Source organism: Burkholderia aenigmatica (genome assembly GCF_048627025.1).
Lineage (GTDB): Bacteria > Pseudomonadota > Gammaproteobacteria > Burkholderiales > Burkholderiaceae > Burkholderia > Burkholderia aenigmatica.
In genome coordinates, this window is the sequence record NZ_CP184469.1 from 701166 (window position 1) to 726547 (window position 25382).

The 25382-nt window shown below is 67.2% G+C and carries 23 protein-coding genes and 3 pseudogenes; 14 read left to right on the top strand and 12 right to left on the bottom strand.

Features of this window, described 5'->3' with window-relative positions; translation table 11 throughout:
- Nucleotides 1-194: 194 nt before the first annotated feature.
- Genes ACN8ZM_RS20230 through ACN8ZM_RS20240 form a run of 3 tightly spaced genes read right to left on the bottom strand, consistent with a single transcriptional unit; the run spans nt 195 to nt 3889 of the window.
- Entirely contained in the window at nt 195-878 is a 684-nt protein-coding gene (locus tag ACN8ZM_RS20230) for a Fe2+-dependent dioxygenase (RefSeq protein ID WP_420212182.1), read from the bottom strand.
- Nucleotides 875-1642: a tetratricopeptide repeat protein gene (locus ACN8ZM_RS20235; protein WP_301801105.1), complete on the bottom strand. Its 768-nt coding sequence runs from the start codon at nt 1640-1642 to the stop codon at nt 875-877. Before ACN8ZM_RS20235 ends, ACN8ZM_RS20230 begins: the two co-directional genes overlap by 4 nt.
- Nucleotides 1643-1645: 3 nt before the next feature.
- Nucleotides 1646-3889, bottom strand: coding sequence for a TonB-dependent receptor (locus ACN8ZM_RS20240; RefSeq protein ID WP_089452293.1), 2244 nt, complete (start codon nt 3887-3889; stop codon nt 1646-1648).
- 372 nt (nt 3890-4261) lie between these two features.
- Here ACN8ZM_RS20240 and ACN8ZM_RS20245 point away from each other — a divergent pair, with 372 nt between their 5' ends.
- Entirely contained in the window at nt 4262-4819 is a 558-nt protein-coding gene (locus tag ACN8ZM_RS20245) for a hypothetical protein (protein ID WP_420212183.1), read from the top strand.
- A 42-nt stretch (nt 4820-4861) separates the two neighbouring features.
- Here the strand turns inward: ACN8ZM_RS20245 and ACN8ZM_RS20250 are convergent, their stop codons facing one another.
- A complete protein-coding gene (locus tag ACN8ZM_RS20250; RefSeq protein WP_043179892.1) occupies nt 4862-6157 on the bottom strand; it encodes an aspartate carbamoyltransferase in 1296 nt (431 codons plus the stop codon).
- 233 nt (nt 6158-6390) lie between these two features.
- Between ACN8ZM_RS20250 and ACN8ZM_RS20255 the strand changes: the two genes are divergently transcribed.
- Complete coding sequence (locus ACN8ZM_RS20255; protein WP_009688930.1) at nt 6391-6525, top strand: entericidin A/B family lipoprotein; 135 nt, start codon at nt 6391-6393, stop codon at nt 6523-6525.
- Between the two features lie 95 nt (nt 6526-6620).
- Here ACN8ZM_RS20255 and ACN8ZM_RS20260 read toward each other — a convergent pair whose 3' ends face one another.
- From ACN8ZM_RS20260 to ACN8ZM_RS20270, 3 genes are all read right to left on the bottom strand, one after another.
- A complete protein-coding gene (locus tag ACN8ZM_RS20260) occupies nt 6621-7193 on the bottom strand; it encodes a permease (RefSeq protein ID WP_420212184.1) in 573 nt (190 codons plus the stop codon).
- Nucleotides 7194-7382: 189 nt separating this feature from the next.
- Nucleotides 7383-8342 carry a DMT family transporter gene (locus ACN8ZM_RS20265; RefSeq protein WP_420212185.1) on the bottom strand — a complete coding sequence of 320 codons (960 nt, stop codon included), beginning with the start codon at nt 8340-8342 and terminating at the stop codon, nt 7383-7385.
- 205 nt (nt 8343-8547) lie between these two features.
- Nucleotides 8548-9342, bottom strand: coding sequence for an AraC family transcriptional regulator (locus tag ACN8ZM_RS20270; RefSeq protein ID WP_043179886.1), 795 nt, complete (start codon nt 9340-9342; stop codon nt 8548-8550).
- Between the two features lie 170 nt (nt 9343-9512).
- On the opposite strand from ACN8ZM_RS20270, the gene ACN8ZM_RS20275 reads away from it, so the two are divergent.
- The 10 genes from ACN8ZM_RS20275 to ACN8ZM_RS20320 all read left to right on the top strand — a co-directional run bounded on the left by ACN8ZM_RS20275 (nt 9513) and on the right by ACN8ZM_RS20320 (nt 20779).
- On the top strand, nt 9513-10346 hold the full coding sequence (locus ACN8ZM_RS20275; RefSeq protein WP_420212186.1) for a molybdenum cofactor biosynthesis F family protein: 834 nt from the start codon (nt 9513-9515) through the stop codon (nt 10344-10346).
- Nucleotides 10343-11152: an SDR family oxidoreductase gene (locus ACN8ZM_RS20280; protein WP_420212187.1), complete on the top strand. Its 810-nt coding sequence runs from the start codon at nt 10343-10345 to the stop codon at nt 11150-11152. Before ACN8ZM_RS20275 ends, ACN8ZM_RS20280 begins: the two co-directional genes overlap by 4 nt.
- A gap of 1048 nt (nt 11153-12200) precedes the next feature.
- Nucleotides 12201-12746, top strand: coding sequence for a spore coat U domain-containing protein (locus ACN8ZM_RS20285; RefSeq protein ID WP_420212648.1), 546 nt, complete (start codon nt 12201-12203; stop codon nt 12744-12746).
- A 51-nt stretch (nt 12747-12797) separates the two neighbouring features.
- Entirely contained in the window at nt 12798-13364 is a 567-nt protein-coding gene (locus ACN8ZM_RS20290; protein ID WP_043179881.1) for a Csu type fimbrial protein, read from the top strand.
- 91 nt (nt 13365-13455) lie between these two features.
- Nucleotides 13456-13965, top strand: coding sequence for a spore coat U domain-containing protein (locus ACN8ZM_RS20295; RefSeq protein WP_420212649.1), 510 nt, complete (start codon nt 13456-13458; stop codon nt 13963-13965).
- 18 nt (nt 13966-13983) lie between these two features.
- The gene (locus ACN8ZM_RS20300; RefSeq protein WP_420212188.1) at nt 13984-14823 is read left to right on the top strand and encodes a molecular chaperone; all 840 of its coding nucleotides are present in this window, start codon (nt 13984-13986) and stop codon (nt 14821-14823) included.
- A gap of 84 nt (nt 14824-14907) precedes the next feature.
- On the top strand, nt 14908-17313 hold the full coding sequence (locus tag ACN8ZM_RS20305) for a fimbria/pilus outer membrane usher protein (RefSeq protein WP_420212189.1): 2406 nt from the start codon (nt 14908-14910) through the stop codon (nt 17311-17313).
- Between the two features lie 18 nt (nt 17314-17331).
- The gene (locus ACN8ZM_RS20310) at nt 17332-18297 is read left to right on the top strand and encodes a spore coat U domain-containing protein (protein ID WP_420212190.1); all 966 of its coding nucleotides are present in this window, start codon (nt 17332-17334) and stop codon (nt 18295-18297) included.
- A gap of 220 nt (nt 18298-18517) precedes the next feature.
- The gene (locus ACN8ZM_RS20315; protein ID WP_420212191.1) at nt 18518-20119 is read left to right on the top strand and encodes an ATP-binding protein; all 1602 of its coding nucleotides are present in this window, start codon (nt 18518-18520) and stop codon (nt 20117-20119) included.
- A gap of 39 nt (nt 20120-20158) precedes the next feature.
- Nucleotides 20159-20779, top strand: a complete 621-nt coding sequence (locus tag ACN8ZM_RS20320; protein ID WP_043179870.1) for a response regulator — start codon at nt 20159-20161, stop codon at nt 20777-20779.
- A gap of 250 nt (nt 20780-21029) precedes the next feature.
- On the opposite strand, the pseudogene ACN8ZM_RS20325 reads toward ACN8ZM_RS20320, so the two are convergent.
- Both ACN8ZM_RS20325 and ACN8ZM_RS20330 read right to left on the bottom strand, forming a co-directional pair.
- Nucleotides 21030-21200 (bottom strand): annotated as a pseudogene (locus ACN8ZM_RS20325) (cupin); the annotation flags it as partial.
- A gap of 71 nt (nt 21201-21271) precedes the next feature.
- Nucleotides 21272-21391, bottom strand: a pseudogene (locus ACN8ZM_RS20330) (transposase); the annotation flags it as partial.
- An 83-nt stretch (nt 21392-21474) separates the two neighbouring features.
- Between ACN8ZM_RS20330 and ACN8ZM_RS20335 the strand changes: the two are divergent.
- Entirely contained in the window at nt 21475-22677 is a 1203-nt protein-coding gene (locus tag ACN8ZM_RS20335) for an RNA-guided endonuclease InsQ/TnpB family protein (RefSeq protein ID WP_420212192.1), read from the top strand.
- A 51-nt stretch (nt 22678-22728) separates the two neighbouring features.
- On the opposite strand, the pseudogene ACN8ZM_RS20340 reads toward ACN8ZM_RS20335, so the two are convergent.
- A pseudogene (locus tag ACN8ZM_RS20340) lies at nt 22729-23055 on the bottom strand (cupin domain-containing protein); the annotation flags it as partial.
- A gap of 151 nt (nt 23056-23206) precedes the next feature.
- On the opposite strand from ACN8ZM_RS20340, the gene ACN8ZM_RS20345 reads away from it, so the two are divergent.
- Nucleotides 23207-23449: a hypothetical protein gene (locus ACN8ZM_RS20345; protein ID WP_420212193.1), complete on the top strand. Its 243-nt coding sequence runs from the start codon at nt 23207-23209 to the stop codon at nt 23447-23449.
- Here the strand turns inward: ACN8ZM_RS20345 and ACN8ZM_RS20350 are convergent.
- Both ACN8ZM_RS20350 and ACN8ZM_RS20355 read right to left on the bottom strand, forming a co-directional pair.
- Complete coding sequence (locus ACN8ZM_RS20350; RefSeq protein ID WP_205825105.1) at nt 23410-24102, bottom strand: dihydrodipicolinate reductase; 693 nt, start codon at nt 24100-24102, stop codon at nt 23410-23412. The two genes, ACN8ZM_RS20345 and ACN8ZM_RS20350, sit on opposite strands and share 40 nt — an antisense overlap.
- Nucleotides 24103-24259: 157 nt before the next feature.
- Nucleotides 24260-25027: a DUF4410 domain-containing protein gene (locus tag ACN8ZM_RS20355; RefSeq protein WP_420212194.1), complete on the bottom strand. Its 768-nt coding sequence runs from the start codon at nt 25025-25027 to the stop codon at nt 24260-24262.
- Between the last annotated feature and the right edge of the window lie 355 nt (nt 25028-25382).

Genomic DNA, 25382 nt, shown 5'->3' on the forward strand with positions numbered 1-25382 from the left:
ATGTGTTGCGGTTTTCGCTGCGGGCCGTGCGTGCCTATCTGGGCGTCTCGATGGACGTGTCTGCGTGGACGCCTTCGTTTCGGGTGTCGCGTTGCGGCGCTTCCCGGGCGCTTTCCTCGATTGGATCGACGGGATCGTCGTAGCGCAAGAGCGAGCCGCGCAATACGTTCAGCGACTGGATGGCGTTCCGTTGGCTACGCATCCGCCCACTTCCTCAACAGGTTGTGATAAATCCCGGTCAACGCAATGACCATCGGATCCTTCGCGCCTTTCTCGCCGGAAAGCGCCTGAATCTGCGTATCGAGCTGGAACAGCAGCGTGCGGTCGGCGTCGTCGCGCACCATGCTCTGGATCCAGAAGAACGACGCGACGCGCTCGCCGCGCGTGACCGGCGTGACGTGGTGCAGGCTCGATGCCGGATACAGCACGAGGTCGCCGGCCGGCAGCTTCGCGCGATGCGTGCCGTACGTATCCTCGACACACAGCTCGCCGCCGTCGTACGCATCGGGCTCTTCGAGAAACAGCGTCGCCGACAGATCGCTGCGCACGCGGAAATCCGTGCCGCGCAGCAGCCGGATCGCGTTGTCGACGTGCGTGCCGAACGTCTCGCCGCCTTCGTAGCGATTGAACAGCGGCGGAAACACCTTGAGCGGCAGCGCCGCGGAAAAGAACAGTGGATGGCGTGCGAGTGCGTCCTGGATCGCGTCGCCGACCGCGCGTGCGGCCGGCGAACCTTCCGGCAGTTGCCGGTTGCGTTTCGCGAGCGCCGACTGCGTGCCGGACGTCGCATTGCCGTCGACCCATTCGGCTGCATCGAGCAACTCGCGACATTGCGCGACCTGCGCTTTCGTCAGTACGCCGGGGATATGAAGCATCATGATGCGGATTCCATGCAGTGCGGCTGCGGCTGCGGTGGCAACTGCATCGCCGCCGCACGAAACGCGTCGATCGGCGACGACGCGAGATACGCGTGCATCTTCGCGACGAACGCGGGGGTAGCCGTGGCCGGTACGCGAGCGAGCCAGGCGAGCGCTTCGTCGATGCGCCCGCGCTCGGCGAGCAGCCGCGCAAGGTTGAACTGGCCGCGGAAGTCGCCGGCCACGGCGGCGCGGCGATAGTGGTCGAACGCGGCGTCGGGGTCGACCGGGACGACCCAGCCGTCCTCGTAGAAGCCGCCGATCAGGTTGATCGATTTCGCATGGCCGAGCGCGGCCGCGCGCTGGAACCAGTCGAGCGCATCGGCGCGGTTCTCGTCGACGCCGTTGCCGAGCGCGAGCGCCGTCGCGTAGTTGTACATGCCCCAGTCGAGCCCCGCCTGCGCGGCGAGCCGGTACCAGTACACGGCGACCGGTGCGCACGCGGCCGTGCCCCAGCCGAACTCGTAGCAGCGGCCGAGCATGTTCATCGCCATCGCGTGGCCGGCCCGCGCCGCGTGCCGGAACCAGTTGAACGCGGCCGCCGGATCGCGCGCGACGCCATGCCCGTCGAGCAGGTACTGCCCGTAGACGGCCTGCGCATCGACGATGCCGTTGTCGGCCGCCGCCGCGACCCACGCGGCGGCACGCTCGGGCGGCCCGGCCAGGATGTCGGCGAACTCGCGCGGCGATACCGACGCGAGCGCCTTCAGCGACACGGCCTCCATCGATCAGTAGCGCGCGTTCAGCGTGACGAACGCCGAGCGGCCCGGTGCGATCGACGCGTAGTGCGCCGGATACGCCTGGTCGAAGTAGGTGCGGTTGAACAGGTTGTTCACGTTCAGCTGCAGGTCGAGCTTCTTGTTGATCCGGTACTGCGCCATCGCATCGAAGCGCCAGTACGACGGCACTGCGTGCTGGTTCGCGGTATCGCCGAACACCTGCGACATGTAGAACGCGCCGCCGCCGACGGTGAACTTCGGCGTCACGTCGTAGTTCGACCACATCGTGAAGCTGTGCTTCGGCGTGTTCGGGAACTGGTTGCCGTTGCTCGCCGTGTCCTTGCCGTTGTCGCGCAGTTCGCTCTTCATGTACGTATAGCCGCCGAACAGCTGCCACTGCTTCGTGATCTGGCCCGCGACGCCGAGTTCGAGCCCCTGCACGCGCTTGTTGCCGACCATCGCGTACTGGTTGTTCGGCAGCGTCACGCGTGCGTTCGTCGTGTCGATCTGGAACAGCGCGGCGGTCAGCGCGAGCTTGTCGTTCAGCACGTTCCACTTCGTGCCGAGCTCGATGCTGCGGTTCTTTTCCGGCGACAGCTGATCGGCGTTCGAGCCGACGCCGCCACGGCCCGGCGTGAGCGACTGCGATTCGCTGCCTTCGCCGAGCAGCATGCCGGCCGGCGTCGACGACGTCGCGTACGACGCATAGATGCTGCCGTTCTGCGCCGGCTTGAACACGAGGCCGGCCTGCCAGTTCACGAGGGTGTCGTCACGCGTGGTGGTCTTGCCGCCGTTGGCCTTGGTGTCGGTGAAGCGGGTCGAGTAGTCGTCGATGCGCACGCCGCCGTTGACCTGCCAGCGCGGCGTGATCTCGATCGTGTCGAAGCCGTAGATCGATTTCGTCACGGTGCGGGCACGCGAGTAGTCGTTGTTGCGCGTGATCGAGCCGGCCCACGGGTCGTTGGGATTCGGCGACCACAGGCTCGTGCAGTTGTAGCCCGACGCCGCGCCGATGCCGTTCTGGCAGATCTTGCCGTTCGCGGTGGCGACGTTGTACGTGTCGCGCTTGCCCCATTCGCGCGACAGCTCGATGCCGGTCGTGAAGCTGTGCTTGAACGGGCCGGTACGGAATTCGCCGAACAGCTCGGTCTGGTTCGCGATGCTGTTGATCGCGCTGTTGCGGGTGTTCGCGCGCCGCCAGACCTTGCCGTTGACCACGTTGCCCTGGCTGTCGTCGGGCTGCGTCCAGATGTAGTCCTGGGTGGACTCCGTGTAGCGCGTGGTGTTGCGGATCGTCAGCGACGACGTGATGTCGTGCTCGATCTTGAGCGTGCTGATGTCCGACGTGGTCTTGCGGAAATCGCGGTTGATCAGCCCGTAGAAGTTGTGGCGGTCGACGGGCGCCGGGCCGTCGGTGGCGACGCCCTTCGGGAGATTGAAGCCGTAGTAGTACGGGATGCCGCCGTCGGGCAGGTCGTCGGTGGACAGGTGGTAGTAGCTCGCGACGACGCGCGTCGATGTGCCGAGGCCGAACGCGATCGACGGCGCGACGCCCCAGCGCTCGTTGTTGACCGCGTCGCGACCGGCGACGTCGTTGTTGTGGCTCATCAGGTTCAGGCGGAACGCGGCGTGATCGGCGAACTGCCAGTTGCCGTCGGCCGTGAAGCGGCGATAGCGGTCGGTGCCGAGGCCCGCGCTCGCGGCGGCGGTGGTGCCGAGGTGCGGGGCCTTCGTGATCAGGTTGATGCTGCCGCCCGCGCCGCCGCGACCGCCGTACGCACCGTCGGAACCCTTGGTGATCTCGATGCGCTCGGTGTTGAAGATCTCGCGCGTCGTGGCGCCCGTGTCGCGCATGCCGTCGACGAACATGCTGCCCTGCGTGTCGTAGCCGCGGATGAACGGACGATCGCCGAGCGGGTTGCCGCCTTCGCCGGCGCCGAACGTGATGCCGGGCACGGTGCGCAGCGCTTCCGTCAGCGTCGACGCGCCGCTGTTCTGGATCAGTTCCTGCGGGATCACGGTGACGGATTTCGGCGTATCGACGAGCGGTGCGGTGAATTTCGCGGAAGCGGAGAAGTCGGCCTTGTAGCTGTGTTCGGCCTTGCCCTGGATCTCGATCGGCGCGAGATGGCCTTCGGTGCTCGCCGGGGCGGGCGGCGGCGTGCCGTCCGCCGCGAATGCCGGACTCGCGGCGAGCACGCTGCACAGGGTGGTGAATTTGCCGAGCTTCAGCTCGTCGGAACGTGACTTCATGGTGCGCTTCGACCTCGCGGTGTGGCCCCGGGGCGGTGCGCTGCGGAAATGTGCATGCCGTCGGGAATTATTACGATTTGTTTTCAGGCGGCATTCTATGTAATTTTTAGTTAAATGAGAAGCGTTCTTGTTCTCGTTTGTTGGGAAATTGTTAACGAATGTGGCGGGGTGGTTGTGAGCACGGGATCGCGTGGTCCGAGGGGGTGATGGGCCTCGGTTCGCGCCTGGGGAAGGGGGCGTTGATGAGAAAACCGGGATTGGTTTGCAGTCGCTTGGTGACTATTGAGATAAGGGGGGCCGCAACCGTGGCACATTGGCAGATCTTCAACGCACGCCAAGGGGGCGTCTCTGAATCCCGACAATCGATTCGTTGTGTTTCAACTCGGCGCCATTTCTGCGGCCATTCTGATGGCCTTCATGCTCTCCGTGCTGGCGCAGAATTCGTTTGCCGGACCCGCCGTACCGGTGATTCAGTTCGCGACGATCGGTGCAATTGCCGCCGCACTCGGCAGCTTGTGGATGTTCAGGGGCATGCGCAAGCCACTGGAGAATCCATTGGTTCACGCGTTGGGAAGTCTTGCCGCCGGGGCTGGAATCGGATTTTGGTTGATCTGGAGCGCTTTTCAGGCCCTGCCGCGGTTGACTGCTACGGCAACCCAGACTTACCGAGTTGAGTACACGCGTACCGATGGCTGGAAGAACTGCAGGTTCGGTGTTGCGTTTGATGCCCCGTTTCTTCGAGAGCGCGTGAAGATCTGCGGAGTGCGTTGGGGACTCTCGCCAGACGCCCCCCGTGGCGTGTTGAACGTCGTGGCGCAGACCGGGCCATATGGGATGTACCTGCAGTCGGTTACCGATGCGAGCATGGAGGTCGATCCGGGCGGACGACCGATCCGCCGATGCTCGGCGAATCAAGGGTCGTCCTGTTGAGGGGATGAGTGGCGGCGTCCGAATCGCGCCACCACCTCGACGTCAATCCACCCCGTGAAACACCGCGTCCTCCGGCCCGAGATAGGCCGGCGGGCGCCACGTCGCGTCGCGCATCGAATGCTGGACGAGGTTCTCCACACCGAGCAGTACCGCGAAGATCGCCATCCGCACCGGAATGCCGTTGTCGGTCTGGCGGAAGATCGCGAGGCGCGGGTCGCGGTTCAGGTCGACCGACAGGTCGTTCGCACCGGGCCGGCTGTCGCGCGGCAGCGGGTGCATGATCAGCGTGTCGGGTTTGCATACCGAGTCGACGAGCGCCTGGTTGATCTGGAAATCCGGCGTGTAGCCTTCGAACGACTCGTCGGTGAAGCGCTCCTTCTGGATCCGCGTCGCGTAGACGACGTCCGCGCCGCGCAGCCCGGCTGCGAGGTCGGTCGTCTGCTCGATCACATGGCCGTTCGTCGCGATCTGGTCGACGATGTAAGCCGGCATCTCGAGCGTCGGCGGCGACACGAGCGTGAACTTCAGCCCGCGGTACAGCGCGAGCAGCTTGACGAGCGAGTGCACGGTGCGGCCGTACTTGAGGTCGCCGACCAGCGCGATGTGCGCGCCGTCGACGATCTTGCCGAGCCGCGAGAACTCGCGCTGGATCGTATAGAGATCGAGCAGCGCCTGGCTCGGGTGCTCGCCGGGGCCGTCGCCGCCGTTGATCACAGGCAGGTTGGTCGCGCGCGCGAACTCGGCCACCGAGCCTTTCTCCGGATGGCGGATCACGAGCGCATCGACGTAGCCGGCCATCACGCGGCTCGTGTCGTAGATCGATTCGCCCTTGGCCATCGACGAGAACGTGAAGCCCGTCGTGTCGCACACCGAACCGCCGAGCCGGCAGAAGGCGGCGCCGAACGACACGCGCGTACGCGTGCTGGCCTCGAAGAACAGGTTGCCGAGCACCGCGCCCTCCAGCACGCGCGAGATCTTGTGGCGGCGCGCGATCGGCTGCATCACGTCGGCCACGCGGAACAGCGCCTCGACCGAATCCCGCGAGAACTGGTCGACCGAGATCAATTGCGGCTTGCCTTCGAACAGGAACTGCTTCGAGAGCCCTTGCTTGTCTACGCTTTGCGTATAGTCCCCGCCATCCGGCGCCGAGCGCTCGACGATTTCCGACACGAAGCGCTCGACGATCTCGGGCATCCCGCGCGATTCCTGCGAATCGTCGGGCAACAGCCAGGTGTCCAGCGCGCGCCGGCTGACACCGATACGATTGGCGAACGCTTCGCGGGTCATGTTGAGGCGGCGCATCGCGTCGCGAAGGAAGGCTTGCTGGGGAACGGTCATCGGCGGCTCCTGACGGAAAATATACGCGGTGCGTATATTAGTTCGTGGCGCGTTGAAGTCAAGGAAAATCTGTGCGACCCGGCTGGGTGGCCCGTGGGGCAGGCGGCGGGTTCGTACTGGCGCGCGGCGGCCGTCTCCGTATAATCAGGTCAGGCCCCGTGCCCGGCATCTGGCCGGGCGCCACGCCGCACATGATTCGCCCGTCGGGCTTGATGATTCGAAGGAGAATGGGAATGACGCGTACGATTGCTGCAATGCTGCTGGTGGTGACCGCCGCGCTTGCCGGTTGCAACACGGTGGCCGGCATGGGGCAGGACATTTCGAAGGGCGGCCAGGCGATCAGCGATACGGCTGAAAAGGCCAAGTAAGCCGACTGGTTCAGGAATACAGAAAGCGCCGGGCCGTCCCGCAATCGCGGGGCGGCCCGGCGCTTTTTTGCGTCTGATGTCCGATGCCAGTGGCGTCAGGCGTGCTCGACGAACGCGTAGCGGCCTTCGACCTTGCGCGGCGTGAACCCGCCGTAGTCGGGGAACATCCGGTTGCGGACGAACCAGACATAGCCCACCAGCAGGACCGTGACCACGAGGCTCGGCAGCGCGGTCGACGGACTGCGTCCGAGCTCGGCGATGGTCTTCGGCACCTGCACCAGCGACAACTGGATGAACGCGTGATAGGCGCCGACGCGATGCGTCGCGAAGCCCCAGATGAACAGCAGCGACAGCAGCACGTTCAGCGCGAGCAACAGCATGACGAGGCCATTGCCGAGCGCGCCCGAGACGCCGAGGTCGCCGCCGGATTGGGCGACGCCATAAGCGAACGTCAGGCCGTTCGCGAGCTGGACGACAGCGAGTGCGACCAGGATCCGGACGTGCACCTTGTTCTTGCGGCAGCGTTCGGGATCGGGGCGCGATGCAATCAGGCCGGCGAGCACTCGATCGTCGAGCCCTTGTCCGGACAGATCGGCCAGGACGTCGGCCTTCCTCATTCCAGCGGACATCAGCACCGCGATTCTTGTTTTGGCTTCCTTCCTGTTCATTGCGCGGCGGCGTGTCGGTCGATGGTCGTCAAAGGTCCCGGTCACGCGAATATTGCATCTCGCCGGGTGCCACGCAACGGTTTTGCGGCGCGCGGACACATTCCTGCAATCGCCTGCGGCGGCGCGGGAACGCGGCGGAGCGGCAGGGCCGAACGATCTCCCATGTTGAGATGACGCGACGAACACCGATCAGTCGGTCGCGGTTGGCGCGGGGCGGGCTGGCCGTACCGGCTTCGCCGGCCGCGCATCGCGTGCCTGAGCGGGCGGTTCGCGCCGCCGCGTTGCGCCGACGACCATGCCCGCGACGACGAGCGCGATGCCCGCGACCCGCGTGCCGTTGAGCGTTTCGCCGAACAGCGCGACTGCGAACAGCACGGCGGAGACCGGCGCGACCGCCGTGAACAGCGCGGCCTCGGTGCCGCTCGTGCGCGCCGAACCCGCATACCAGCACAGGTAGCCGAGCACGGTCGGCACCAGTGCGTAGTAGGCGATCGCCGATACGGCGCCGACGGTCCAGCCGGTTGCTACCGCGTGCCATTCGAACGCGGCCGGCACGAGTGCGAGCACGAAGCCGAGGCCCGACATCGCGGTGGACAGCGCCAGCGGCGGCAAGGGTGCGGCAAGCCGCCGGTTGAGCAGGATGAAGACGGCTTCGCACGCGACGGCGGCCAGCACCAGCGCATCGCCGGCAAGCGTGCGGAGCGACGGCAGCGCCTGACCGGGTGCGAACGTGACGAACAGCACGCCGGCCGTTGCGAGCGCGGCGGCCAGCCAGTCGCGCGGCGTTTGCCGCTCGCGCAGGACGATGGCCGCGATCAGCGTCGACATCGCGGGCAGCGTGCCGAGCATCACGCCCGCATCGAGCGGCGACGACAGCTTCGTGCCGCAGATCAGCAGCACCGTGTAACCGACGCCGCCCGCCGCCGCCTGGATGACGAGCAGCACGGCGTCGCGTGTGGAGATGCGTGGCCAGCGCATGCGCTGCGCGCGCATCAGCGCGAACAGCAGCGGTGTCGCGATCAGGAAGCGCAGCGCCGTGGCCGCGAACGGCGGCAGGCCGCCAGCCGCGAGACGGCTCGCGATGACGGTGCTGCCGACGCCCGCCATCGCGGCGGCGAGATAGAGATAGCCAATCAGTCGTGTCTTCATGCGCCGCATCGTCGCGCACGGCGGCAGCGTGCGTCTTGAACGAAATTGCAGCGCACGCGGGCGGGTCGAATACGGTGCAGGGGATTCGGCATGCGTGCGTCACGGGCATCGGCTGCCACCGCTGCGGTCATGTGTTACTGCGGTCGCAATGGCCGTGCCGTCGACGGCGGTTTGCCTAGTGGCCTCGCGCGGGAGGACGGCGGCGTCAAACGGCCTGCGTGAACCGGCCGGGCGTGATCCCGAACTGGCGCGCGAATGCACGCGTCAGGTGGCTCTGATCGGCAAAGCCGGCTTCGGCCGCGGCATCGGCGATCGGCAGGCCGCTGGCGAGCAGCGCGCGCGCCAGCCGTGCACGCGACTGGATCAGGTACGCGTGCGGTGTGATGCCGAGCTCGCGGGCAAACCCGCGCAGCAGCTGGAAGCGGCTGACGCCGCTCAGGTCGGCCAGCTCGGCCAGCGAGACGGGGGCGGCCGGCGCCGCGTCGAGCCGCTCCCGGGCGATGCGGATCGCCGGTGCGACGCCCGCCGCCGGCAGCGTGCGGTTCGCGTGCCGGGCGAGCAGCCCGGCGACGAGCATCACGAGTGCCTCGTCACGGGCGAGCGGCTGGGATGCCCCCGCGACGATGCGTGCATGCAGCCGGCCGACGGCGGCCGTGAGCCGTGCGTCGCGCACCGCCGGGTGCGCCAGTTCGACGCCGCCGAGACCTTCTTCCGCCGCGACGCCCGCAACCAGCGCGGGCGCGAGGTACAGCATCCGCCAGCGCCGGCCCGTGCCGGCCTCGATCGGCGAGCCGTCGTGCATCTCGCCCGGGTTGACCATGATCGCGTCGCCCGCCAGGGCGTCGACCTGCCCGCGGCCGCTCCACGACCGGTGCGCGCCGCTGACGATCACGCCGACCCCGAATTCGTCGTGTGCGTGGCGCGGAAACGCGCGATCGGATTCGAGGCTGATCGCCTCGATGCCTTCGCCGGTTCGTCGGTAATGGGTGACGCGGTGCATGTGCGCTCCTCGCGCCGGTCGCGGCGCGGATTTCGTGCACTTTAGCGCGTTCCGGCGCCGCGCGCCCTTCATCCTTTTGGCCGATACCGCGCGGCGCACGCAGCCCGCACCATGTGCACATGAGCAGCGTACACGGCCCGCCGGGCCTGAAGCTGCGCGGGAGACGGCAGGTGGAACGACAGGATCCGGTATTCATTCAGGTTGGCGCGCTCGCGGACGGCTTCGCGCCGGAAGCGAACATCCTCGCATCCGTCGATGCGCTCGCGGGACGGACGCTCACGCTCGGCGACGCATCGGGCGTGTGGCGCGTCTATACGTTCGAGCCCGGCGCGCTGCAGTGGCGCGATGCGGCGACCGGCGCGAGCGGCCGCGAGCCGTGCCGCGTGACGCGGCTGCGCGACGCGCTGTACTTCGTCGACTACCTCGATTCGGCCGCCCGTGCGACTTCGGTCAGTCTCGTGATCGATCTCGACAACGGCGTATGGACGTCGGTGGTCGGCACGCTGCCGACCGAAGCCGACACGCGCATCGACGCGTTCACGCGGGTTGCGCGCGGGCTGCCGCTGACGGCCGTCGAGGCCGGGTTCCGGCACGGCACGCTCGGCGGCCACACGCAGCCGGGGCCGTTGCACGGGCCCACGCGCGCGCTGATCGGCAAGCGGACGATGTACCGCTACAGCCCGACCGAATGCTACGAGCACATCTACCTGAACGAGAACTTCTACGCGTGGCAGTGCCTGCTGGGTGTCGAGCGCGGGCTGGCCGATGTCGACCGCTGCCATTACTTCAGGATTGCAGACGAGCTGTACCTGTTCGTGTGGCGTGAAAAGGTGGTGCCGACGCTCGGTGTCGTGCTGATCGACCTCGCGCAGCGCAAGACCGACGGCAAGATCTTCGGCTACCAGGGAGGTGATTTCGGCACGCTGTCGAACTTCCCGATCGGCGCGCATGCGCAGGTGCTGAACGACACCGTGCATCCGCTCGATGGCGCGACGCCGCGATGAATGCCGCGCCGGGCAACGGCCGCCTGCGGGCGGATTTCAGCGGGCGTGTCGTGCTCGTCACGGGCGCCGCGCAGGGGATCGGCGCGGCGATCGCGCGCCGTTTCGCGGAATCCGATGCGTTCGTCGCACTGGCCGATCTGAACGGCGAGGCCGCCGCTGCACAGGCCGACGCGCTCGCGAGCACGGGCGGCGAGGCGCGTGCCTATCGGGTGGATGCCGCCAGCCGCGACGAACTGGGCGCGCTGGTCGCGGCGGTCGAGCGTGACGGCGGCCGGCTCGACGTTGTCGTCCACAATGCCGCGTATTTTCCGCTGACGCCGTTCACGCAGATCGACGAGCCGACACTCGACCGGACGCTGTCGGTCAACCTGTCGGCGCTGTTCTGGCTCGCGCAGGCCGCGTTGCCGGCATTCGAGCGCGCGGGAGCCGGGCGGCTGCTCGTCACGTCGTCGGTGACGGGGCCCCGCGTCGTGTATCCGGGGCTCGCGCATTACGCGGCGTCGAAGGCCGGCGTGAACGGCTTCATTCGCGCGGCGGCGCTGGAGCTCGCGCGTCGCAACGTGACGGTGAACGGCGTCGAGCCGGGCATGATCCGTACGCCGGCGGCCGGCAATCTCGGCGACGCGTCGGTCGCCGCGCAGATTGCGCGCGACATTCCGCTCGCACGGATGGGCGAGCCGGAAGACATCGCGAATGCGATGCTGTTTCTCGCATCGGCCGATGCCGCGTACATCACGGGGCAGACGATCGTCGTCGACGGCGGTGCGACCTTGCCGGAGAGCGGGGCGGTGCTGGGCGGCGAATGACGGTTGACCGCGTTACGCCCCGGTGGAGCGGGGGCGGCGGCCTGCTGTGCGTTTGTGCAGCAGGCTCTCCATGTTTTCCGCAGGCGGTTGCCGGGCGGCTTCTCCGTAATGCGGCATGCGGCGGCCGTTTAAGCGCGGCTTCGCGCCCCTTCGTTCCGTGCAATGCGGGACGTGCCGCCGACGTCTTGGCCGATGACGGCCAGCGACAACAGTCGACAAGCGATTAGCCGCTAGCACCCGGCACCACGCACCACGCACCACTTACCGCGCACAATCCCGACTCGCTTGCATCGCGATCCGCGACGCCTGGCCCGCGTCCGAAACCCGGGCCGTCATACCGAGTGAATCGATCGCCAGGGTCCTTCCTGTCTGTCTGCCGGCGACTGGACGCCAATTTTACCGACCAGCCGTCCCGTCTCGCCGTCCCCCCCATTGCCCGACAAAAAATCGCTGATTGGTGGCGAATCTGCCTGTGCCGGAACGAATCGCGCGGTAACGCCACCGGTTTCCACCTTCTCCGAAGCGAATCATAGGATTCTTCCGACAACGTATTCGCACGAGCAACGCGATCATTTTGGAAAATGAAGAACTGGTTATTGGCTGAGCGATAAACCTGTCTTCATTCCGGATTATTTTTTCGGTTCTAGGAATATTCCGATTGTGTGCCGGGAATTTTTTCTGGATCATTACTGTGTGTAAAGAAAACGAAAAGCAATCCGAGGCCACCAACATGCATTTCATCGAATAAATCGAGTCCGCGAGCGGGGAAACGAATCGCGGATTAACGACAGCACAAGACATCATAAAGGGAAGGGCTCCGGTACGCGCTGAGCGCGATGCCGGGCGGGCTTTGTCGTCCCTGAAAAATGCGAATGGAGCGATGCGCCGATATCGATCGGTGTCGTTCCACTTCGCTGTCTCGTGTCGCCGGAATAATCCCTTTTCAATCGTTTGCACCGGCCCGAATGGCCGGAATTCCAATGGATTAATCAATTGCGCGGCAATGGCGGGTAATTGCGCCGTAATTGTGCGTGCGCCGGAGGCCAGCATGGTCAAAGCGATTCGGAAGACGGTCTGGCTCGGGCTGATGCTGGTTCCGTTCGCCGGCATTCAGGCCGGGCAGGTCAACGGCACGGTGAACGTCAGCCTGCAGGTGCGCAGCGGTTGTCAGGTCGGCGGCGGGCCGATCGGCGCGGATTTGGGCGCGCTCGACTTCGGCACGCGCGGGCCCACGTGGGCCGAGCCCCTGACCACCGACACGCGCCCGTCCGGTGGCGGCCCGCTGCACGTCGTGTGCAGCCCCGATATCGGCGGTTTCCTGGTGTCGGTCGACGAGGGCCGGCACGGCCTGCAGTCGACCCGCTATCTGGTGCGGCGCGATGCGGCGGGCCGGAGCGTCGCGCGCGTGCCCTACAACATCTATCGCGATCCGGCGCGCAGCGTGGCGTACGTCCCGCAGATACCCCAATCGTTTCGTGTCGACGAGCGGCGCGATGCCGTCGCGCTGCCGCTGTTCGGCGTCGTCGGCACACAGATGCAGTTCGTCCCGGCCGGGACTTATGAAGATTTGCTCGGGATCACCGTCAACTGGTGAGCCCGGGCGGATGCGTAGCAACTTCACCTCTCATTCGTCAAAGGAACACGCGTGAAAACTCAATGGAACACCCTGGCAGCGGTCGCTCTGGCGTCGGCATGCATGACCGCCGGCGCGCAAACGAGCCCGATTACCGGCTCCGTCAATTCGAAGCTCGTGCTGACGACCGGCTGCGCGATCGATGCCGGCTCGGGCTCGACCGGCAACTCGACCAACCTCGGCACGCTCGACTTCGGCACGCAGCCGTCGGGCTTTACCGGGGCACTGACGGCCCAGGCCGCGGGCGGCGGCAGCGCCGGCGCGACGCAGGTGACCTGTTCGCCGGACGTGACCGCGCTGCAGGTGACGATCGACGGCGGCCAGAACCTCGGCAAGGGCGTGGCGGTCGGCGCCGGCACGCGCGCGCTCGCGAGCGGCTCGAGCTACGTGCCTTACGAGGTGTACGCGGATTCCGCGCGCTCGGTCCAGTACGTCGCGGGCACCGTGCAGTCCGTCCCGGTGCCGGCGCCGGGTTCGGCGTTCAACCTGCCGATCTACGGCGCGATCAACAAGACGAGCCGCGGCGCACTTTCTGCCGGCACCTACACGGACACGCTCAACGTCACGCTCGGCTGGTAAGCGCGCGGCCGGCGCCGCCACGTGGCGGCCCGTCGGCTGCGCTGCCGCGAACCCCTTCGACTCACTTGCCATCATGCGGATAGCTGAACCTCTGGTCTTCCTGATGGGCGCGCTCGCGTGCCCGATCGCCGGCCTCGCGGATACGGCGGTACCGACCACCCGAACCTTCGCGGTCAGCGCGCAGATCGTGTCCGGCTGCGGCGTGGCCGGCGGCGGGTCGGGCACGGGGCTCGATTTCGACACGCTCGATTTCGGCGCGTATCCCGCGGTCGCGACGGGGCAGGCCGTCGCGACGTCGGGCGGCAGCGCGCTGCAAATCGAGTGCTCGCCCGGCACGACGCTGAAGATGTCGGTGGACGGCGGCATGCATCCGACGGGCGGCAACACGCAGCGCAACCTCGCGAGCGCGGGCAATGCGCTGATCGCCTACCGGCTCTATGCGGACGCGAGCCGCACGACCGTGCTGGCGGTCGGGCAATCGGTGTCGATCCCGGCGTCCGGTGTCGTCAGCCTGCCGATCTACGGCGCACTGACGCTGCCGGGTGGTGCGACACCGCCCGGCACCTATACCGACACCGCCCAGGTCACGCTGAGTTATTGATTCAATCAGGATTCCGACATGAATGATGCCGTTTCAGGACTTCGTCGCGGAGGCGTGCGGCGCAGGCGCACGAGGGTGCGCGCGGCCGTGGCGCTGGCCATGGCGGTCGCGGCCGGCACGGCCCGCGCGGCTGCGTCCGTGATGATCTGGCCGATCGATCCCGTCATCGAGAGCGACCAGCGTGCCGCGGCGCTGTGGCTCGAGAACCGCGACATGAAGCCCGTCACGCTGCAGGTGCGCGTGCTCGGCTGGCGCGAGGCTGGCGGCGAGGACCTGTATGCGGAAGATCAGACGCGCGTCGCGGGCAGTCCGCCGATGACGACCGTGCCGCCGGGCAAGCGGCAACTGATTCGCCTGACGCGCTTGACCGACGTCGCGCCCGGCGCCGAGGACGCGTACCGCGTGTTGATCGACGAGATTCCGCAACCGGACGACGACACGGCACAAGCCGGCGGCCAGGCGTCGCTCGGCGTGAAGTTCCAGATGCACTACTCGATCCCGCTGTTCGTGTATGGGGCGGGGCTGCGCGCGAAGGCGCCTGCGGAGCCGTCGTCCGGCCAGGCTGGCGTCGGGCAGCCGCGGCTCGGCTGGCGCATCGAGCACGAGGGCGGCAAGCGCTGGCTCGCGATCGAGAACCGTGGCCCCGTGCACGCCCGGCTGACGCAGGTTGCGCTCGTCGCGCAGGGCGAACGCAGCGACGTGGCGCGCGGGCTGCTCGGCTATGTGCTGCCCGGCGCGCGGATGCGCTGGGTGCTGCCGGATGCCGTGCGGGAGACGCCGCAAGCGCGACTGGTCGCGACGGTCAATGGAGAGCACGACGTGGCCATCGAGCCGGAGCCCGCCGACATGAAGCGCTGACGCTTCGCATGCGCGCAGCGACGCGAGGTCGTCGCAGGGGATCGAGCAGGAACGGACGGGATATCACGGCAAACGGGGGCAGTCTTGGAGCGGTTCAATCGACAGGGACGCAGGCGGCCGCGCCTGCGCGGCGCCGCGTGGGCGATCGGCATCGCCGTTTCGGTGACCGGTGCGGCACGTGCGGACGACGCAATGAAACTCGCCGACAACTTCGGGCGCGCGTTGCCGTCCTCCGACCCGGCGCTGCGCAGCGGCACGCTGTATCTCGAACTCGTGGTCAACGCGCTGCCCACCGGGCAGGTCGTGCCGGTTCGCTATCAGGACGGCGCGTACTACGTGCGCGCCGGCGATCTCGCGAAGGTGTCGGTGCGAACCGACGCCGAGCCTGACCGGATGGTCGATCTCGCGAAGCTCGCTCACGTCGAGGTCGAATACGAAAGCACGTCGCAGCAGCTCAGGCTCACGGTGCCGCCCGACTGGCTGCCGGCCCAGACGATCGGCACGCGGCGGCTGTACGACCGCACGCCGGCGGCGGCGGACTTCGGGCTGCTGTTCAACTACGACGTCTATACGAACTCGCCGACACTCGGCCGCAGCCAGACGTCCGCGTGGACCGAGCAGCGGCTGTTCGACCGCTGGGGCACGCTCGCGAACACGGGCGTCTATCGACGCACCTACGGTATCGGCGGCGCGCCCGGCGACAACCGTTACATGCGTTACGACACGACCTGGCGCTATGCCGACCAGGACCGGATGCTGAGCTTCACGGCCGGCGACCTCGTCACGGGGGCGCTGTCGTGGACGAGCGCGGTGCGGCTGGGCGGCGTGTCGGTTGCGCGGGATTTTCGTGTCCGGCCGGACATCGTTACCTACCCGCTGCCGCAGTTCGCGGGGCAGGCGGCGGTGCCGACCGCGGTCGACCTGTTCATCAATGGCAGCAAGGCGACGTCGGGGCAGGTCAACCCAGGTCCGTTCGCGCTGAACGACGTGCCGTTCATCAACGGCGCGGGCGAGGCGACCGTCGTGACGACCGACGCGCTCGGCCGCCAGGTCGCGACCACGGTGCCGTTCTACGTCGCGAACACGCTGCTGCAGAAAGGGCTGTCCGACTATTCGCTGTCGGTCGGCGCGATGCGCCGCGACTACGGCATCCGCTCGTTCTCGTACGGCAAGTTCGCGATGTCCGGCACCGCGCGCTACGGGCTCACGGACTACCTGACGCTCGAAGGGCATGCGGAGACCGGCGAACGGCTCGCGCTCGGCGGGCTCGGCTTCGACGTCGCGGCCGGCCGCATGGGGGTGTTCAACTTCGCGGCGACGCAAAGCAGCCTCGCCGGCACGTCGGGTCAGCAATACGCGTTCGGCTACAGCTACACGTCGCGCCGGTTCAGCGTCGCGTTGCAGCGCATCCAGCGCACCGACGGGTTTCGCGACCTGTCCGTGTACGACCAGGCATCCGGCGTGACCTACCGGCTCGTGCGCAGCAGCACGCAGGCGACCGGCGCGCTGAATCTCGGCATGATCGGCGGCACGCTCGGGGCCGGCTATTTCGACGTACACGGCGGCGACGGATCGCATACGCGGATCGCGAACGTGTCGTACACGCGGCCGCTGTTCGGGCGCGCGACGCTCTACGCGTCGCTGAACAAGACCATCGGCAATCACGGCGTCGCCGCCCAGATGCAGCTGATCGTGCCGTTCGGCGGCGGCGGCACGGTGACGGCCGGCACCGCGCGCGACGAGCGCGACAACTGGACCGAGCGCGTGCAGTACAGCCGCTCGGTGCCGAGCGATGGCGGGCTGGGCTGGAACCTCGCGTATGCCGGCGGCGGTTCGCGTTACCAGCAGGCCGACCTGACGTGGCGCAATCGCTACTTCCAGGTGCAGGGTGGCGCATATGGCGGCGGTGCGGGCCAGGGCTACACGCGCTGGGCCGACGTGCAGGGCTCGTTCGTCGTGATGGGCGGCGCGGTGCTCGCGGCCGACCGCGTCGACGATGCGTTCGTGCTGATCGACACGCAGGGGCAGCCGGGCGTGCCCGTGCGCTACGAGAACCAGGTGGTCGGCAAGACCGACGGTGGCGGCCACTTGCTCGTGCCGTGGGCGCCCGCGTATTACGCGGCCAAGTACGAGATCGATCCGCTCGGCCTGCCGAGCAACGTGCGCGTCCCGACGGTCGAGCGGCGTGTTGCGGTGCGCCAGCGGGCGGGCGCGATCGTGCGGTTTCCGGTCGAGCGCATCGTGTCCGCCAGCATCACGCTCGTCGACGCGCAGGGTCGGCAGCTACCGGTCGGCGCGCGCGCGACGCATCGCGAATCGGGGCAGACGGCGCTCGTCGGCTGGGGTGGCGAGACGTATTTCGAAGGACTGTCGGACATCAATCACGTGGACGTTGCGTTGCCGGGCGGCCGGACTTGCGAAGTGACGTTCCCGTCCGACGCCGGCGCGGACCGGATGCAGCGCATCGGGCCGCTGCGCTGCGGCAACTAGACGGAAGGGAGGGGACGGATGAAACAGTTCGGCTGGATCTTGAAATGGGCGCTGACGGCCGCGATGGCGGCCGTGCTCGCGCCGTCGGCCGCGTATGCCGGATGCGCGGTGACACCGGCGAACGGTGCGTCGTTCGGCACCGTCACGTCGTTCGCGGCGCTAAACCAGGCGCAGTCGACCTCGACGACGAACAGCGGATTGACCTGCTCGGGCGCCCTGTTGTCGCTGCTGCAGGTCGGTGACCAGATCGACGCCACCATCACGTCGGCCAACGGCGGCCAGTTGACCGGCCCGACCGGCGATGCGATTCCGTACACGATCTTCGCGGATTCGGCTTATTCGGTCGTGCTGAACAGGGGGCAGCAATACAACTGGTTCAGCGGCGCGCTGCTCAACCTGCTCGGGATTTTCGGCGGGCCGGCCGCCTCGCTGCCGCTCTATTTCCGCACGAGCACCAACAGCAACGTCGCGGCGGGCGTCTATACGGACACGCTGACGATCAACTGGACCTGGAACTATTGCGCGGGGATCGGGATTCTCGGGATCTGCCTCGGCCGCGACCAGGGCAGCGGCGTGTCGACGTTCCAGGTCACGATGACCGTCACCAACGACTGCACGATCACCGCACCGGACGTGAGCTTTGGCGCTGCGCCGACCGTGTCGAGCTTCCAGCCCGTGTCCGGCTCGATTGCGCTGACCTGCACGAAGGGGATGATCTACACGGTCGGGCTGAGCCCCGGCAACAACGTGGCCGGCAACGGGCGCCGACAGATGGCGAGCGGTGCGAATCGTCTTCAGTACGACCTGTTTGCCGGCGGCGGCGCGACGGTCTGGGGGCAGGCGAGCAACCGCGTCGCCGGCAGCGGCCCGGCGGACGGAACGTCGGTGAATACGATGCCGTACGTGGCTAGAATCTACAACGACCAGGCCACGCCGCCCGTCGGCACCTATACCGACAGCGTGATCGTCGACGTCCGCTACTAGCGGGCGCGCGAAGGCATGCCTGGTTGGCGCCCCGAATGACGACAAGGATGAGGATGACCACGAGTGACGAACCACCGGGATGCCGGCGCGGTTCCGGGGGCGTGAAGTGACACCGAACGACCGCGCCGGTTCGGCGGCAGGGAGATGACCCGTGGTGCTATGGTCGGTGTTTGCCTCATGTGTCTGCAGCGCCATCGCGGGGGTGGCGGTGTGGGCCTGCATGCGACGCGAGCGGCTGCGTCTCGAAGCGGCGCTGCGCGCGTCGAACGATGCGCTGGCGTTGGCCGGCCACGAACTGCGCACGCCGCTCGCGGCGATGCTCGCGCTCGTCGACGTCGCGCATCGCGAGGCGCCCGCGCACGAGCGCCGCGGCCTGCTGGCGCTCGTGCATGAGACGGGGTTGCGGCTCATGCGTCTGCTGGACGACATCCTCGTGCATGCGCGCGCTGACGCGGGCCGGCTGCCGATCGCACCGTCGGCGGTCGATCCGCGCGCGCTGCTCGACGACGTATCGGCGTTGTTCTCGGCGCGCGCGGCCGCGAAAGGGCTGCGCCTGCAGGTGCAGGTGGCCGGCGCGGTGCCCGCGTGCGTGACGACGGACGGCGAGCGCGTGCGCCAGATCCTGTCGAACCTGGTCGGCAACGCGATCGCGTTTACCGCGCACGGCGCGGTGGGGTTGCGTGCGGACGTGGTATCGCGGGCACGCGATGGCGTCGTGCTGGAGATCGTCGTCGAGGATACCGGGCCCGGTATTCCGGATGCGCTGAAACCGGGCCTGTTCACGCCATTCGTCACGCATGCCGGTGCCGGGCGCGATGGTGGTGACGGCAGCGGGCTCGGCCTGGCGATTTCGCGCAAGCTCGCGCGGGCGCTCGGCGGCGACCTGCGGCTGCTCGATACGCATCGCGTTGGCGCGGCGTTTGCGTTGACGCTGCGTTGCCCGGTGGCGGCGCCAGCACGCGCGAATGCGACCACGTCTGACTCCGGCGCTGCCGTTGCCGCTGCCGATTCACCGCACGATAGCGAGGACACCGAGGCGCCCTCGCGGCCGTTGTGCGTGCTGATCGTCGACGATCGCGAGGTCAACCGCATCGCGCTCGCGCATCAACTGGCCCGCCTCGGGCATCGTGCGATCGAGCGTCACGACGGGCGCACGGCGCTCGATCTGCTGGAGACGGGCGCGATGCCGATCGACGTCGTGCTGACCGACTGCCGGATGCCGGGGATGGACGGGTTCGCGCTGGCGGCCGCGTTGCGCGATCACCGCGATCCACGGCTCGCGCGCATGCCGGTCATCGGCCTGACGGCCGACGCCGATGCCGACGCGTCCGGCTGGGTCGGCGCCGGCATGGTTGCGTGCCTGCGCAGGCCGGTCACGCCCGGCGATCTGCGCGACGTGCTCGATGCGCTCGATGCACTCGACACGCGCGTATCGCACGATGCCGGCGACGCGCTCGGCTTCGACGCCGCGGCGCTCGATTACGCGACGCTGTTCGATGCGTTCGGCGTAGCGGGAGACGGTGGCGCTGATGCCCGGAACGTGCTCGCCGCGTGCCGCGCGTCGCTCGATGCCGACTGCGCGGTGCTGTCGCGCGCACTGCGCGCGGGGGATCGGCAAGCGCTGCAGGCATGGAGTCATGCGGCGCGCGGCACCTACGCGCTGTTCGGGCAGCGTCACATCGACCGCCTGCTCGACCGCTTTCACGCGGCCCTCATGTCCGGCTCGGCGGCGGCGATCGGCAACGCCGGAGCAGAAGTATTGAAGATGACGGATCATCTGCTGACGCACGTCGGCGAACGGGCACGCGCAGCGGGCGCCTGACGGCATTGAGTTGATGGCGAGAGACGAAGGAGGGCGAAAGTGAGTATCAGGGTTGTGATAGCGGATGACCATCCGCTGATGTTGTACGGCATTCGTCACGCGTTGGCATCCGAGACGAGTATCAGCGTGGTCGGCGAGGCCCTCGAGCCCGGCGCGCTGCTGAGCTGCATCGCGCGCACGCACTGCGATGTCGTGGTGACCGATTTCGCGATGCCGGGGCGCGCGCACGCGGATGGACTGCTGATGCTCGAGGCGATCCGCGAAGCGTTTCCGCTGGTGCGCGTGGTCGTGCTGACGATGCTCGACAATCCGGCGCTGATGCAGAACATCTGCAATACGGGCGTGCTGACCGTGCTCAACAAGCGCGGCGTGGCGGCCGACCTGGCGCGTGCGATCGTCGCCGCGTATGCGGGGCGCCCGTTCCTGCCGGCCGTGCGGCCGATGCCGACGGCCGTGAACGACGACGTCTATGCGCTGAGCCCGCGCGAGATCGAAGTCGTGCGGATGTGTGCGAGCGGGATGACGATGACCGATATCGCGCATTACTACGGCCGCAGCATCAAGACGATCAGCACGCAGAAGCACAACGCGATGAAGAAGCTCGGCATCCGCAGCGATGCCGAGCTGTTTCTGTACGTGTCGGGAAACGGGCTGGCCTGAGCGGGCCGGCTGTCCATCCCGTGCCTCGATCCCGCACGATCGGGATCGCTTGCCCTCCAGCCTGGATCGACGGCGGAGGGATTTTTTTTTGCGCGTCGCGCCATGGCGAGGTGGGCGCCGGTAACGGTTGGCCCGGATCACTGCTGGCCGTTCGGCCATGCACTCGGGTCGACTGTCGAGCGTCAGCGATGCCCTTATGGCGTCCGTCAACACACGGGTTCGATGACCGTCGCGGGCATCTTCGCGCGCGTCAGTCCGGCATCCCGTTGTGGTCCCCGAGCGGCCGGTCGGGCCAGTCCACCCAGCGGTCCGCGTGGGTAAGCTCATACGCGTGGTTCATCGGGTAGCGGATGCGGTTGTCGTCGCGCGGACGTTCACCGATCACCATCAGCCGGACTTCGTCCTGCGTGTTGTTGATCTGAATGCGCGTCAAACCTCGTCCTTCAGGGCGGGGAAGGATAGCGCGGACGCCGTAGGCGTCCTTTCGGGCGGCTAGTGGGGCGTTTTCTGTTGGTCGATGTATTTGCGAACGATTTCGACAGGCGCTCCACCACAACTTCCGGCAAAGTAAGACAGAGACTCCAGCGCGCCGCCCCACAACTTTTTACGAATGCTCGAGTAGCACTTGAAAGACGTAATAGCGACCACGTCGAATGGCTTGACTCGCTCTTGTGGGCCAGACATACAATCGTCCGATGCGACGACTCCAGGCCTTCAAGTTCGAACTGATGCCGAACGGCGAGCAGCAGCGCGATATGCGCCGCTTCGCCGGATCGTGCCGGTTCGTCTACAACAAGGCACTGGCGTTGCAGAAGGAGAACTACGAGGCGGGCGGCAAGTTCATTGGCTACGTAGCAATGGCCAGGCATCTGACGGAGTGGCGTAACGGAGGCGAAACGCCATGGCTCAAGGATGCCCCCGTTCACCCGTTGCAACACACCCTCAAAGACATGGACCGTGCCTACAAGAACTTCTTCGCCAAGCGAGCGGCGTTTCCGAAGTTCAAGAAGCGCGGCCAGCGCGACAGTTTTCGCTACCCGGACCCCAAGCAATTCAAGCTCGACCAGCCCAATGGGCGCATTTTCCTGCCCAAGCTGGGCTGGATGCGGCTGAGGCTGTCGCGTCCCGTGCTGGGCGAACTGCGCAACGCAACGGTCAGCTTCAACGCGGGCAAGTGGTGTGTCTCGATCCAGACCGAGCGGGAGGTCGAGCAGCCGGTGCCCCATGCCACGAGCGTGATCGGCATCGATGTGGGCATTGCCCGCTTCGCCACGATGAGCGACGGCACGTTTGTCGCACCGCTCAACAGTTTCAGGAAACATGAGGCTCGTCTGCGCCGATGCCAACGTGCGATGAGCCGCAAGGTCAAGTTCAGCAATAACTGGAAAAAAGCCAAGACCAGAGTCCAGCGCATCTATGCGCGCATCGGCAATGCTCGCCGCGACTACCTGCACAAGGCCACGACCACGATCAGCAAAAACCACGCGATGGTGTGTATCGAGGACCTGCAGGTTCGGAATATGTCCAGGTCGGCGGCAGGCAGCATCGATGCGCCTGGCAAAAATGTTCGGGCCAAGTCCGGTCTGAATAAGGCCATCCTCGATCAAGGGTGGTTCGAGTTCAGGCGGCAATTGGAATACAAGCTGGCCTGGAATGGCGGCTGGCTGGTGGCGGTTCCGCCCGCGAATACAAGCCGGACGTGTCCGGCTTGTGGATACGTGAGTGCGGATAACCGGACCACGCAGGAAAAATTCGCCTGTGTCGAATGCCGTTACGAGGAGAACGCCGATGTCGTCGGTGCTCTGAACATTCTGGCGCGGGGACACCGCGTTGCAGCCTGTGGAGAGACGGTGCAGTCGGGCCGCTCGATGAAGCAGGAACCCGCCGAGGCGATCTGAGACAAGCATTATCGTTTCAGACGCGGTAGGAATCCCCCGTCTTCAGGCGGGGGAGGATGTCAAGAAGGTGTGGCAGATGCCGGTGCCCGCCGGAAACGCGACCGAATCGCCTTCGGCAACGGGGTGCAGCACGCCGTCGATCCAGACATCCGGCTTGCCTTCGAGCACATACACAAACTCCTGCTCGGTACTTTCGGCATGCGGATAGGACGTCCGCCGGCCCGGCAGAAGCCTCACGTGATGGATGCCGATCCGGGTGATGCCGAGTTCGGCGGAAATCGGTGCGTCCAGCGCCCTCGGCTCGGTATCGCCGCGATAGCAATGCGCTTCGGGTTCTTCGAGCTCGGTCCAGTGCTTGATGAAAGCGGGGCGGGTCATCGGTTGCGCTCCTTTCGGGGAGATGGTGACGGTAGCGGTTCAGGCGCTGACATCGGCGGTGACTCGCGCACCCTCTCGGCGAACGAACCTCGCCCGATAACTTACCAGCGAATGCGGCAGGACGATTGCGCGTCGGATTTCTGGAGCGGCCGTGGCGGCGAAGCCGGCTGGCGCGATCTTGACCGCCGGCCACGTGGGACGTCAGGTGCCGGTCGGCGAAATTCATGGTGGCCCGGATGTCGCGGATCGGGCGGTCGACGACATCTGCGGAAATCAGCACCGCACCGTTTCTTGCGTCGTGCAAAAAAGTCTGCGACGCGATGCACGGATGCTCGCCGCCGCGTATCGCCGCGATTACAGCCAGCCGTTGCGGATGAACTCGACGATCGAATAGCGGCGGTGCTCGAGATCGTGCTGCCGGACGGCATCGACGATACGCGACACGCCGTCCGCGTAAGGTGTCGCGCCCACCACGCGCGATTCGAATTGCAGGCTGCACGCACCGTCGTCGATGCGGATTCGGTGAATCGCGTGGCGGCCGAGCTGATCGTCGGCGACCGCGAATTCGCTGCGCTGCACGTCCGGGTCGCGCACGGAACGGATATCTTCCGGCCGCACGCCGAGCGACTGGCCGATCCCGACAGCGGTGCCGGGGACGGACGTCTTGCCAGCCTGATGCGACTCCGTCAGGCTGATCTGGCAGTCATGAAACAGGTGACCGCTGGTTTCCAGCATGCTCATGAACTTGAGCATCAGGATGTTCGTGTTCGGGCACAGCACGACCGGGAACGCGTGCGAGCCGGTCTCGAGCTCGGAGCCGGTCGACAGCTCGACGAGTGGCGATCCGGTGACTTCGCAGAATGCGATCACGTCAGGGAGTTCGCGGCCGGAACCGGCGTGCACGACGATCGTTCGGGCGTCGCTGCGCTGCGCATCGTTGCGCGCGCTGTCCGACCAGGGGATCACGCGACAGGTTGCCGGATCGAGCCGGTGCGCGCCGAGCAGCTCGCTGGCCAGCTTGCCGGTTCCTACGACGAGTACTTGCATGGAATTGACGGGTTGAGGTTCAGGATTCGGGGCGAGAACGGCGCGGGCCGTCCGGTCGCCCGGCTCGGTCGCGGCGCGTGGCGCCGGAGCGGCCTCGCGCATTATGCCCGGCCGGCCGCCTGCGTGCCCGCCGGGGCTGCGCCGGCGGCGCGGTGCGTCAGCTCGCCGACACCGTCGGCAGCCACGCGTTCGCTGCGTTCTGCGTCGCGAGCTGCTTCGCGATCGAGCGCGCGAGGCGGTCGGTATCGGACGCCACCGTGTCGTGCTTCGCTTCCGACACGCCATGCAGGCCTGCGCCCACTGCTGCCGACGTCGCGAGGCGGCCGGCCGCCGCGCCGACTCCGGCGGTTTCCACCATGCCGGGCAGGTGGCCGCTGTTCGCGCTGGACGAGAACGTGCCGAGCGGCTGCGGTGCGCCATGCGCCGGCTGGAACAGCACGGTGACCGATGCCTTCACTTCGCTCTTGCCCGCGCCGAGCCCGATCAGCGTGCGGCGGCGGCGGTTGCCGGCGTCGATCGATTCGAAGCGGCCTTCGACCACCAGCGCGTCGCGACCGTCGGGCACCGGGCCGCGCAGCGCGGGGATGCCTTGCGACCGGAGCTCGCGCACGAGGGCGTCGGCGAGCTGGTCGCGGGTCTTCAGCGCGCTTTGCTGGCGCTGCACGTCGGCGGACGATCCGCTCGCGAGGGTCGCAAGCTTGCTGATCATCCCGCCGTCGACCTTGACGTCGGTCGTGGCCACGTCGAACGCGGATACATAGACGACGTCCGCACGAACCTGCGGCTGCGTGCGGGCGGCCGGCGCGGCGGTCATGGACGTGGTCGCGGTCGATGCGCAGCCGGTCATCGCGAGCGTGCCGGCGATCAGTGCGACACTGGTCAGACGTTTGGCGTCGGCAGCGAGTGCGTGAAGGGAAGGGAACATGTCGATCTCCGTGGCCTGGATGAAGTTGCCGATACTGTCGCGGCATTCAGGAACGCGAACGATCGGAAGCGGGGCGTGATCGCTGGCGAGGGAGAGGGTTCATGCCGTTGCGCAACACGCAGGCGCAAGTATGCGGAGGTCGGGCGGGATGCGCCACGCAGGAATTATGTCGGCGGATGTCACGCAGGGCTGCGCGCTGGCGCGGATGGTAGGTAGGCCGTCGGGCGGATGGACGAACGGGCGGGCGTGCAGACGAGCAGACGAGCAGATAGGCCAGCAGACAAACTGGCGAACTGGCGAACTGGCGAACTGGCGAACTGGCGAACTGGCGAACTGGCGAACTGGCGAACTGGCG